This is a genomic window from Rhizobium sp. S96 (assembly GCF_030382195.1).
Lineage (GTDB): Bacteria > Pseudomonadota > Alphaproteobacteria > Rhizobiales > Rhizobiaceae > Rhizobium.
On sequence record NZ_JAUDRY010000003.1, the window covers coordinates 139320 to 151157 of the forward strand.

The window sequence follows — 11838 nt, forward strand, 5'->3', positions numbered from 1 at the left end:
GGAGATTCTACAGCATGTCATCCGAATTGCCGGCAGAACACGGTGCGGACGAAGCGCGCATCAGACGCTTTCTCGCCATCGCGTCCCACGATCTGCAATCGCCCCTGCGCCACATTTCAATGTATGCGGAGATTCTGCTGGAAGATCTCGGCGAGACGATCGACGGCGAGCACCTCCAGAGTCTGAAGACCATTCGCGATAAAGCGCAGACAGCCCAGCGACTGACCAAGGCATTGATGGGCTTTGCCACCGGTTCGCCCGCGATAACCATCACCGAGGTTGACCTGGACGCTATCGTCCGGGACATCTGGGCCGAACTCAGCGCGGAAGCCGAGGGATATAGCGCGACGCTCAAAGCAGATGCGCTGCCGACGATCCGAACCGATGCCACGATCGTCGGACTGGTGCTGCGGAGCATCGTGTCGAACGCGCTGGTGCACAACCAAAGCCCGGTTCGCCACGTGACGATCGAGGCCGAGCAAGATGCCGGCGCCTGGAAAATCCATGTCACCGACGATGGCCCCGGGATCGAGCCCGGCTGTCAGGCCAGCATCTTCGACGCCTTCTGGAAAACACCGCAGGCAGACAATCGAACCGGCGTGGGGCTCGGCCTGACCGCAGCGCGCGACCTCCTGGCCGCGCTCGGCGGCAGCATCTATCTCGGCCGCTCGGGCGAAGACGGGAGCCGGTTCACCATCGTGCTTCCGGCATCGTGATGCGACCTCACCTGTTGTAGTCGTCCTTCCAGATGTCAGGCACCCGATAGTCGACATATTCGCGAATGATGTATTGCACGGTATCCGCGTCGATCTCGTCCTTGCCGATCCGAAAATCCACGCCGTAGTCCTGGAACTGCTGGAAATACTCGTCCGAGACGTCCATCGAGACGACGCCGATCGGACCCGTGTATCCGCTGCCGCGGAGCTTCGGCACGGTCTCGCGAAAATCCGCGTTCGGCAGGAGGCGGTTGTCGAGCAGGATCAGGTCGAACCTCGTATCGGCAAGCTTCGACAACGCGTCGGCGATCGACTGTGCGTAGTCCATGTCGACCTGCGGCTCGCTCAGGTCCGCGACCGTTTTCTTCAAGGATCGAAATTCGATGAATTCGTCGTCGACGAAGAGAACTTTGACGACACTTTTTCTGCCAGCGTCCACTGCCATCCTATCCTCTTCAGTCACGAAACAAGCCCCATGCGCAATGCGATCGCCACCATGTGCACGCGGTTCACAGCGTCGAGTTTGCGCGCAGCGGCGGCGATGTGAGAATTGATCGTGTGCTCGGACAGCCCGAGAATGATCGCAATCTCTGCCGAGGTCTTACCCTCGCTCGTCCATTTCACGACTTCGCCCTCGCGCTGTGTCAGGCGACCTGACATCTCCTGGGCGAGAATCTCCTCATAGAACCGGTCGAAGATCCGCATGGTGTCGAGCATGATCTCGGCGATCTCGCTTTGCGACGGCTCGTGACGTCCGCCGCTGAAGGTCACGCAAAAACGTCGGCCTTCCGGTGTGAAGAGAGGCACCAACAGGAAGGTGTTGCTGTCGAACTCGTTGAGAACGAGTTCGGTTGGATATTCGGCATTGCCGCCGGGCGTTCCCCGGCCGCTAAGCGGCGTCGCTAGAAACTGCGCGGCCTTGGCCTTGACGAGTCCAAGCGCCCTGCCCAACGCGAAGACGAACAGGCTGAGGCGCCGCTCCGCGACATTGGTGATGACGATCTCGCGCGCACCGAACGGAGGCGAGGTTTCGGAAATGCGGGCAAGCGCGAAGGTTTCGAACTGATAATGATGGGCGGCAGCCTTCAGGAGACGAAAGAAATCGGTCCGGTTGATTGCGCGGGCCAACTCCGGACCTGCATGAAAAGGAACTGCCATCGCGCTATTCATTCCGATTCCTTGATCAATCTTCGCGATACTTGGCCATGCCATCCCAAGATCTGGGGATACACGTTTCAAACCGGGACAGTTAATAGCACCGACGAGACTAACGATGGAAGAGTTGAAACGCGCATCGCAGACGGGGTCGATGTCGCAGGTCAATCTCTACCTGGTCTTGCAACTTTCCGCATTCAGTACCCCTTGCATGCGGAAAGCGGTACCCCAGCTGGTATCGGAGAGAGCCGACGGCATCCACAGCCAAGGGGTTGGCTAAGTTTGTGGCGGCAAACGTGGGTCAATCGGCTCTCTCGACCCTTCCAAACCACCTCTTTCAGTCTCAAATTAGAGAACGCCGATGTCCTGTCAATCATTGGGCACCGTTGACGATCGCGCCCAGATCAATGGGCTTTCCGGTATAGAAATCCGCTCCAGCCGCCATGGCGCGCTCGCGGTCCTCCACGGCGTCGGACCCCGTGCAGACACCGAGTCTGATCCCGGAAAATCGCTGGTCGGCCCGCAATTGCGAAATCAGCTCCAGACCGCTGTCCAGCGGCATATAGAGATCGACCACAAGCGCGTCCGGCAGCGTGCCTGCGGCAGCTCGCAGGTCTTCCAGTGCTCGAAGGGCAGAGCGGGTATCGGGAAAGCATTGCAGGTCGATGTTCGTCCGCTGCTTCTTGCTGATGTAGTCGGCATAAAACAGGTCGTCCCTGCTGTCATCGACATAGAATACTAGCGGCATCGTACCTGTTCCCAGCCCACCATTGCAGGCATTGCGCCATCAACCTCCGTCGTATCAGGAAAATCGGCTCTGGGCGCCTCCGGCAAGGCTGCAAAAGTCGTTTATCTTCGGCGATCCGTATTGAATATTTTACAGTTCCGGAAATAGATGAGCCCGCGAGACGGGAGAACCAGCAGTGTCAGAGACGACAGGGGGCCGAACTGGAGTTGTGCCTCGGCACCAGGAGCGGTATCGCCTCACCGTCGCGATCATCGGTCTCCTGCTTCTCCTGCTTGGCCTGGTCGACATGGCCGCCTGGATCTGGCAGATCGCGTCCATCCTTTCGTTCGTGCCCGGCACATCGGCGATGGCGCTGACCACGGCGTGTTGCTTTACGCTGTCCGGCGCCGGGCTGATCTACTCCACTTTGGCAAGCTCACAAGCCCGGACAGCGACGTTCCTCGTGTTTTCCCTCGCCGCCGCCATAACGGCGGTGCGGCTGATCGAAGTGGCCTTCCTCGGCGGCCACGTTCAGATTACCGAGCATTTTCTTGCCGATCTGTTCGTCGATCCCACCTTTGCCGCGCGAATTGGCGGCGGCATGGCATCGAACACAGCCATCATCTTTTTCGTCGCCACCATATCCCTGGCGCTTGCGCCACCAGCAGACGATGCCAAGCCGCAATTCATGCTGGAGCTGGTGGGTTATCTCGTGGTCGGGCTCGGGCTGACTGCTCTTGCCGGCTATGTCACGCATACCGAGCAGGGATACCGGTGGGGCTCCGGTATCGGGATGGCAGTTCATACCGCAATCGGCGTCGTGTTCCTTGGGCTGGCCATGGTCGCGCGCTCCTGGTGGCTGCAGCCGGAGAGCAAGGGCCAGATGCCCATCTGGGTCCCGGCCGCGATCTGCCTTGCCGGCCTGCTGGTCGACCTTTATACGCCATTCGGCCTGGCAAACGGCATGCTCTATCTGCCACTCATCCTGACCTCGCTATGGTTCGGGACCCAGACGGCGCCGTTCTCCCTTGCCTTCGCCTGCTCCGCCTTGATCCTGCTCGGCTTTCTCGCCGGCAATCATCCGGGTAGCAGCTATTGGGACGAGGCATCAAGCCGGGCCATCACGGTCGTGACCTTGTGGCTCATTGCCATCTTCGTCTTCCATTTCCACCGCAACAGCCTCAATCTGAGTGCGGAGCGTACCCGCTTCGACGCCATCACCCAAAACACCCCGAATGCGATGGTCGCGACCGACGAACGGGGCGTGATGTCGCTGTTTAATCCTGCAGCAGAGGCAATGTTCGGCTTTACGGCCTCGGAGGCTCTTGGCCAGAACGTCAAAATGCTCATGCCCGAGCTCTACCATTCCGCCTACGACAGGTATCTCCGGCGGTCTGGTCGCACGCGCAAGCAGCGTGTCATCGAGATGACGCGGACGGTTTCCGGCAGGCGAAAGGACGGATCGCTGTTTCATCTCGACCTGTCCGTCAGCACGTTCACGACGGGCTCCGCCATTACGTTCGTCGCCATTCTGCGTGATGTCACGCTTCGACTGGTTCATGAGGCACAGCTGAAGACGATGGTCGGTCAACTCCAGGCCTATACCGCCGATCTGGAACGCAGCAACGCCGATCTCGACGAATTCGCCTACATTGCTTCGCACGATCTGAAGGAACCGCTGCGCGGAATGCACAATCATTCCCGCTTCCTGCTCGAAGACTACGAAGATCAGCTGGATGAGGATGGCGTGAGGCGTCTCAACCGTATCGTTCGGCTCAGCCAGCGGATGGAGAAGCTGGTCAATGACCTGCTCTATTTCTCCAGGATCGGGCGACAGCAGCTGGCGGTCAAACGCACCGACGTCACGTCGATCGTGAAGGATGTGGTTTCCACGATGGAACTCTACCTTGAGGAACGAAAGGCGAGCGTCGTGATCGAGGAACCTTTGCCGGCAGTCACCTGCGATGCGCTGCGGCTGACGGAGGTCTACCGGAACCTGATCACCAACGGCGTCAAGTACAACGACAAGGCCGAGCCGCTGGTGACAATCGGCCATCTCGACCGGTTCACCGACAAGAGTGGCAAGATCACCCGAAACGTGTTTTTCGTCCGCGACAACGGCAAGGGAATCTCGCAAGAGTTTTACGAAGACATCTTCCGGATCTTCAAGCGGCTGGAAAAGTCCGACGATTCCGACGACGGTACGGGCGCCGGTCTGACATTCGTTCGCAAGATCATCGCGCGACACCGCGGCGACGTCTGGCTTGATTCCGAAGTCGGCCAGGGGACGACGTTCTATTTTACATTGGGTCACAAACGCGGAGACCACCATGCCACAGCGTGAGACACAGCCGATCCTTATCGTCGAGGACAGCGAGGACGATTTCGAGGCGACCATTCGCGCCTTCAAGCGCGCCAACCTGAAAAATCCGGTGCAGTGGGCGGCTTCCGGCCATGAAGCGCTGGATATCCTCGAGAAGACACCGACCCGGCCCGGGCTTATCCTGCTCGATCTCAACATGCCCGGTCTCGACGGGCGCAAGACGCTTGAGGCAATCAAGTCGAATGCCAACTGGCGCAAGATCCCCGTCGTCATCCTCACCACGTCGGACGACGAACGCGACATCGAAGGTTGCTATGCGCTGGGGGCAAATACCTATGTGCAGAAGCCGGTCGATCTCGACGGTCTGTTTGCGGCCATCCAGCGCCTAAAGGAATACTGGTTCGAGATCGCCATCCTGCCGGTAGAGGGATAGCCGCGGTGAGCGACGAAAGCTCGATACTGATCATTGACGACAATATCGACGACCGGGAGGTCTATCGTCGCATGCTGTCGCGCGCGACCGGCGCGCGCTACACCGTTTTCGAAGCCGACAACGGCAGCGATGGTCTGGCTCTGAACGCGGCAAAGCGGCCGAGCTGCATTCTTCTCGACTTTTCCCTGCCGGGCCGCGATGGACTCGGCGTTCTCGAAGATATCCTTGCGACCGATCCGAAGGCCAACGTCATCATGCTGACCGGTCAGGGCAGCGAGACCGTGGCGGTCGAGGTGATGAAGCGGGGCGCTCGCGACTATCTTACCAAGGACATGCTGTCTTCGGAGGCTCTGCATCGGTGTGTCCAGAGCGCCATCATGCATGGCGAGTTGGAAGCGCAGCTGGAACAGAAGCGGCAATCCCTGGAGATTTTCACGCGTGCCATGGCACACGATCTCAAGGAACCGCTGCGAACGATCAAGTCCTTCAGCAAACTCCTGCAAGGCTCCAAAGCGCTCGGGTCCGAGGATCACGAGCTTCTGGCCTATGTCCTCAATGCCGCCGACCATATGGAGGAGCTGATCGTCAAGGTCTCGCGCTTCACCAAGCTCGAGGCCTCTGGCGAGTTCGAAGCAAAGCCCGTGGCCTTGCAGACCGTGCTTGCGCAGGCGGAAAGCAACCTGCGCGAACTGATCAGCAGCCGCCAGGCGCGTATTGTCCGCTCCCCCCTGCCCGAGGTCATGGGCGACGCGACATTGCTCGTCCAGCTTATGCAAAATCTCATCCTGAATGCCGTTCACCATTGTGACGCCGCAGTACCCGAGGTTCGGATCTCCGCTGAACGTGACGGTGGCATCTGTCGCCTTGTCGTCGAGGATAACGGGCCAGGCATCGCTCCTGAACATCGCGACCTCATTTTCCAACCATTCAAGCGCCTGGTCGATCGGAGCGTCGATGGCACCGGGCTGGGGCTCGCGATCAGCAAGCGCATCGTTCAGCTGCACGACGGGGCCATATGGTGCGAAGACGGCGAGGACGGCGGCGCCAGATTTGTGATCGAGCTGCCGCTTGCACCGACCGCTGCAATCGCGTCGGACGAGAAGACCGCCGGAGCGGAAGCCACATCGCCTGAGCCGGGCACCGACGGCACGGCACGAGTGGCGGAGGTTCTGTTGGTAGACGACAGCCCGGCAGACGTACAGATCCTGAAGATCAAGCTGATGAGACGCGAGAAGGTGAGCTTCAACCTTCATGTCGCATCCAACGGCCGCGACGCCATGCGGATGCTGGCGGAACGTTCAACTACCGGCGCGCCGGCGATAGATCTTATGCTGCTCGACATCAACATGCCGATCATGGATGGCTTCGAGGTGCTACGTGCGCTGTCAGACGACCAGCAATTGAACACGATTCCCGTCTGCATTCTCAGCACGTCGAGTGACGAGGACGACATGCGCCAGGCCAAGGCCCTCGGAGCGCTCGCCTACATGGTGAAGCCACCGACGCTGGCCCAACTGGCAATGGCGATCGACGGTTTGAGCAGTCTGACTTTGCAGCCGCGCGGTGATGCCCTAGTTCTTTGTGCAGGACAATTCAGGCAAGAATCACCGACAACGGCATGATCCCGACCTTTTCTCTCATTCTGGCGCTCTTTATTTCCCCCTTTCAATCCGGACTGCATTCGATGGTATCTGGCATTCATCACATCACTCTCATCACCCGGAAGGTTCAGGCAAACGTCGATTTCTATGCCGGCTTCCTCGGCATGAGGCTGGTCAAGCAGACCGCCGGGTTCGAGGATGCGACGCAGCTCCATCTGTTCTACGGCGACAAGGAAGGCACGCCGGGCTCATTGGTGACCTTTCTGGTCTGGGAGGATGGATCTCCCGGCAGAGCCGGCTACGGCCAGGTCAACGAGCTCTCCCTCGCCATCGATCCGGCCAGCATCGGCTATTGGCTGACGCGGTCGATGAGCTTCGGTGTTCGCGCCGAAGGCCCCGCGGATGAGTTCGGCGAACCGGTGCTGCGCTTGAAGGACCCTGACAATATCATCGTCAAGCTCGCCGGAACCCGGGATCTGCGATCGCCTTCTGTCTGGGACGGCGCAGGCGTGCCGATCGAACATGCCGTCCAACGGATACGCGGCGCGACGATGCTGACAGAAAAGCCCGAGGAAAGCCGGAGCTTCGTGGAAAGCCACTTCGGCTATCGCTTCCAGGCAAATCGCGGCAACATCGACCGCCTTGTCTCCGAAGCCGGGGATGTCATCGATGTCCGCAACGCCAAGGGCTTCTGGTCCGGCGCGCCGGGCACGGGCACATTCGACCATGTCGCCTTTCGGGCAGCCGACGACGAGGCCCTGCTAGGGGTTTACGAGGCCCTGGAGACCACCGACGCACCGGCCGCCAACCTTCATGATCGAAAGTACTTTCGCTCGCTCTACGTTCGCGAGCCGGGTGGCACCCTGATCGAGCTTGCCACCGACAAACCCGGCATGAGCGTCGACGAGCCGACAGCGACGCTTGGCACAAAGCTCTTCGTCCCCAAGGATGCCATCACCGATCTCAAGGATCTCAAGGTCGTCCTGCCGCAGTTTTCGATGCCCGGCGAGCCGCGCGTCAACTATCGCGACCTGCCGTTCGTCCATCGCTTCTATACCCCGCCGGACCCCGACGGCAGCGTGCTGGTGCTGCTGCACGGATCGGGTGGGAACGAAACGACGCTCATGCCGCTCCTGCATAAGGTCGCGCCGCGCGCAACCCTGCTCGGTGTGCGCGGACGCGCAACCGAAGAAGGCATCCCGCGCTGGTACAAGCGCATTACGCCCTTCTCCTTCGACCAGCAGGACATCAAGAGCGAGGCCGAAGCATTTGCCGCCTTCATCGACGGCGCCGTGAAGTCGTACGGGCTGGACCCGAAGAAGCTCGTCTATGTCGGTTACTCCAACGGCGCGAACCTCCTGAACTCACTTCTCTACCTTCACCCGAACCTCGTTCACAAAGCCGTCCTTCTGCGCTCCATGCCGGTGCTGAGCACGTTTCCGCATGCCGATCTCACCGGAACCGACCTGCTCGTTATCAGCGGCAAGACGGACGCCTACGGAAGATATGCCGGCGACCTCGAAGCCCGGCTCAAGAGCGCCGGCGCGACAGTCGATTCGAGTGTGATCCCGACCGGTCACGATCTCGGGGACGACGATATCCCGGTGATCCGCAAGTGGCTGACCGAAGAAGAGCGCTGATTATTCAGCGCCGGTGAGGCTCGCCGGACATCCGGCGGGCACCGGCTCGCCGGCCGGTAGAGTTTTGTCGATCGCGTAGAGTTTTGCAAAGCCGCCGTCGTTGACCAGCTTCAGCCCGGCGGGTACCACGTCTCCAATATATCTGTCGGGCGTGTCGGCGTTGACGACGAGGACGAAATCGAAGCGGTTTCGCCAATCCCGGAGATAGGGCGTATAGGTCGTATCGCGCGCCATCACGGCAGGGCAGATCAACACACTGAGCGACAGCAGATTTCCCTCAGGCACCGCGATCTCCGACCACGGGGGCAATACTCGTAGTGGCTGCTTGCCGATGGCCGTGAAGACCGTTGGAACGAAAGCATGCGACAGCGGCACGGCCAGGGTCGGCAGGTGCCGGAAGGTGTCTTCCTGCCAGAAATAATAGCGCGAATTGCGCGGCAGATGCGCCGGATCGGGCTCACGCTTCAGCGGCATGATCGCTGAGCCCGGCGGAGCGGACACCAGCACAGCCTCGATGGCTGCAACATCCTTCTGGCTATGCCACCAGTTGAAGCCGATCCATCCCGTCCTGCCAAAAACGACGATTCCCAACGCTACCAAGAGCCACATTGCCTGTCGGCGATTTAGCACTGTGAAGGGACACACCATGACTGCTGCAACTAGCGCCGCCATGATGGGGAAGCGCCAGCTGATCCATCCCGTTCCGAGTGCATGGAGCGGCGAGAGACAGGCAAGGATGAATAGTCCCGAAGCGCTTATGGAAAGGCCGGCATGGACACCCTGCTTTCCGGACTGCGAAGCACCGACACGAGCGAAAACGAGCACAATAGTGGCGACGGTAACGAAGCTCAGATCCACTGTCGGCACATAGGTCGAGACGGCGGATATGATGTTGATGAACAACGCCGGGACGCTGTCGTTCCAGATCGCTTGAAGCCCGGCTCCTTCGACGCCAGGCAAATTCGACGTGTTCAAGAAGAGCGCGACGGCCGGAAGCGCACAGGCAGTGAAAACGGCCGCGAGACGCACCGCAAGCCGCGCCAGGGCCCTCCCCGAGCGCAGGATTGCAAAGCTCCAGGAAAACTCCAGCCCACAGACAAGCGCGATGTAGAAACCGAGCGAGAAGATGTGCGTGACGGTCAGCAGCAGAGACCCGAACATTCGCCACGCAAAGAGCACGAATGGATTTCCGGCCTGCAGGCGTTCATCAACGCACGCCAGGAACAGCGCCAGGCCGAGGCCGATCTGAAAGTTGAGAAACCCTCCGACTATCGTCGAGCACCACGACAGATAGAGGATGGCGATCTGCCAGTAGAAGGCGTGGCCGAACAGACGACGGTGCAAAGTGATTGCGCCCAGCGGCGGCAATATGATTGCCAGGAAGAGCAAGGACCTTGCAAGCAACGACGGGCCGACGATCGGCCCGATCCAGTAGGCCAGCAGATCGATGCCGACGTTGGTGAACGTGCGGTTCCAGTCAATCGAGTAGATCTGCGGGAACGGTTGTTCCGAGATGCCTCCCGAAAGCAGCCAGATGCGCGCGTAGTGATTGGGGTAATCGAGCAGCGGGGGAAACTTGAACGCCGCCACAAGCAGCGCGACAAACGCGATATAGGCGACGATGAACGGTGTAGAGTTCTGACTGACCACAGGAGCGTTGTCGCTAGCGACCGGCTCGGGTTTGTGCGCCACCTGATCCATCACCTGGGCTTGCCGGCCGCAAGCACAGACGACGCCCGATCCGGGAAGGCCGCGGCCAGGGCTTCGCGCCTCTCCTTTGCCGTCATGTCGGCGAAGGTTGTCTCGAACTCGGCAGATGCATCGCCACGTACCATCGTCTCGATCATGAACATCGGCCGCCGCTTGCTCTCCTGGACGAGGCGACCCAGATATTCGCCAATGATGCCGATACAGATCAGCTGGATGGCGCTAAAGGCCGTGATCGCAGCCATGATACTGGACCAACCGACGATCGTTTCTCCGGCGACCCACCGAACGAGGGTATAGGCAAAAAGCATCATCGCGACGCCCGCAGTGGCAATACCTAGCCAAGTGCTGATACGAAGCGGTGTCGTTGAAAAGCTGGTGATGGCGTCCATTGCGAGACCGATCATCTTGCCCACTGGATATTTGCTGCCACCCGCAAAACGCGCGTCCCGTTCGTAAGGCAGGGCAACCTGACGCCCGCCAATCCAGCTGACCATGCCGCGAATGAACCGGTCACGCTCCGGCATGGACAGGAGAATATCGACCACGCGACGGTTCATGAGGCGAAAATCCCCGGTATCGCGCGGGATGGTCACCGAGGCGAGGCGCGACAAAAGGCGATAGAAGACCGATGCCGTGGCCAGCTTGAACCAGGTCTCGCCCTCTCGCCGCGTCCGCTGCGCGTAAACAACATCCGCGCCGCGATCCATGATCGGCATCATCATCAGCAACAATTCAGGAGGATCCTGAAGATCGGCGTCGATGAGAAGTACCCGCTCGCCTCGCGAGGCGGATAGACCGGCAGTCGCCGCAAGCTGGTGGCCATGGTTGCGCAGAAGCCGCACGCCCACGATCTCAGGTATCGTTCTGGCCAAGCTGGCGATCACGTCCCAAGTGCCGTCCGTCGAACCATCATCGACAAGGATGATCTCGAAGGCCCCGCCAGCGACGCTATCAGCCGCTGACACGGCACGACGGCAGAATTCCGCCAGGCCTTCCTCTTCGTTGTGGCAGGGCGCGACGATTGAAAGCATGGGCTGAAGCGACGTCCTCAAGGCAGACACCCCTATGTGATTCGGCCAAGAGCGTATCCGTGAAACGTCAAACCTCCTTTAACGTTCTCGCTGCGAGGCGAGTCGTCGTCTCTATTCTAGTATGACGACAGCGCGAATTTGGGTGCGGATCGGCAAATATTGAAGCCGTGGGCGGGCCATTCGGATGGTGGCGATTGCGTGTCTGTCGCGAAATACGATCTGCGCTGCTTTGCAGCAAAACGCCAAACGGACAAACCCATGCAACCTCGCCGCGGCCAAACCATCAACAAAGAACAAATTCTGAAATTTATTACTTTATGATCTCTCATTAAATGAAATTACGGTATTTTCCGCAAACTCAATCCGAAAGTTTTATTTTCAAAGTAGTTAACCCATTCTTTGTGATCACATTATGCTACACAACAGAATTCAATCATGAGATTTATTCACATCATATATCATTGAACTTTCTTGTCAGATCCTTCAAACAAGAAATGACCAC

The 11838-nt window shown here is 59.5% G+C and carries 10 protein-coding genes; 5 read left to right on the forward strand and 5 right to left on the reverse strand.

Going from position 1 to position 11838, the window contains the following annotated elements:
* Positions 1 to 14 precede the first annotated feature (14 nt).
* A complete protein-coding gene (locus QTL94_RS01580) occupies positions 15 to 716 on the forward strand; it encodes a sensor histidine kinase (RefSeq protein ID WP_289800354.1) in 702 nt (233 codons plus the stop codon).
* Positions 717 to 723: 7 nt separating this feature from the next.
* Here the strand turns inward: QTL94_RS01580 and QTL94_RS01585 are convergent, their stop codons facing one another.
* The 3 genes from QTL94_RS01585 to QTL94_RS01595 form a co-directional block, all read right to left on the reverse strand.
* Positions 724 to 1161, reverse strand: coding sequence for a response regulator (locus QTL94_RS01585; RefSeq protein WP_289800355.1), 438 nt, complete (start codon positions 1159 to 1161; stop codon positions 724 to 726).
* 14 nt (positions 1162 to 1175) lie between these two features.
* A complete protein-coding gene (locus QTL94_RS01590; protein ID WP_289800356.1) occupies positions 1176 to 1886 on the reverse strand; it encodes a response regulator transcription factor in 711 nt (236 codons plus the stop codon).
* A 358-nt stretch (positions 1887 to 2244) separates the two neighbouring features.
* A complete protein-coding gene (locus QTL94_RS01595; RefSeq protein ID WP_289800357.1) occupies positions 2245 to 2619 on the reverse strand; it encodes a response regulator in 375 nt (124 codons plus the stop codon).
* Between the two features lie 175 nt (positions 2620 to 2794).
* On the opposite strand from QTL94_RS01595, the gene QTL94_RS01600 reads away from it, so the two are divergent.
* The 4 genes from QTL94_RS01600 (at position 2795) to QTL94_RS01615 (ending at position 8595) form a co-directional block, all read left to right on the forward strand.
* On the forward strand, positions 2795 to 4942 hold the full coding sequence (locus tag QTL94_RS01600) for a sensor histidine kinase (RefSeq protein WP_502944092.1): 2148 nt from the start codon (positions 2795 to 2797) through the stop codon (positions 4940 to 4942).
* Positions 4929 to 5354, forward strand: a complete 426-nt coding sequence (locus tag QTL94_RS01605) for a response regulator (RefSeq protein ID WP_065689466.1) — start codon at positions 4929 to 4931, stop codon at positions 5352 to 5354. Before QTL94_RS01600 ends, QTL94_RS01605 begins: the two co-directional genes overlap by 14 nt.
* Positions 5355 to 5359: 5 nt before the next feature.
* Positions 5360 to 6976, forward strand: a complete 1617-nt coding sequence (locus QTL94_RS01610; RefSeq protein ID WP_065689465.1) for a response regulator — start codon at positions 5360 to 5362, stop codon at positions 6974 to 6976.
* A 62-nt stretch (positions 6977 to 7038) separates the two neighbouring features.
* Positions 7039 to 8595: a VOC family protein gene (locus QTL94_RS01615; RefSeq protein ID WP_065690207.1), complete on the forward strand. Its 1557-nt coding sequence runs from the start codon at positions 7039 to 7041 to the stop codon at positions 8593 to 8595.
* Here the strand turns inward: QTL94_RS01615 and QTL94_RS01620 are convergent, their stop codons facing one another.
* Both QTL94_RS01620 and QTL94_RS01625 read right to left on the reverse strand, forming a co-directional pair.
* Positions 8596 to 10296 (reverse strand): hypothetical protein, encoded by a 1701-nt coding sequence (locus QTL94_RS01620; RefSeq protein ID WP_289800760.1) that lies wholly within the window; start codon positions 10294 to 10296, stop codon positions 8596 to 8598.
* Positions 10296 to 11336, reverse strand: coding sequence for a glycosyltransferase family 2 protein (locus QTL94_RS01625; protein WP_289800358.1), 1041 nt, complete (start codon positions 11334 to 11336; stop codon positions 10296 to 10298). The genes QTL94_RS01620 and QTL94_RS01625 overlap by 1 nt, the downstream gene beginning before the upstream one ends.
* Between the last annotated feature and the right edge of the window lie 502 nt (positions 11337 to 11838).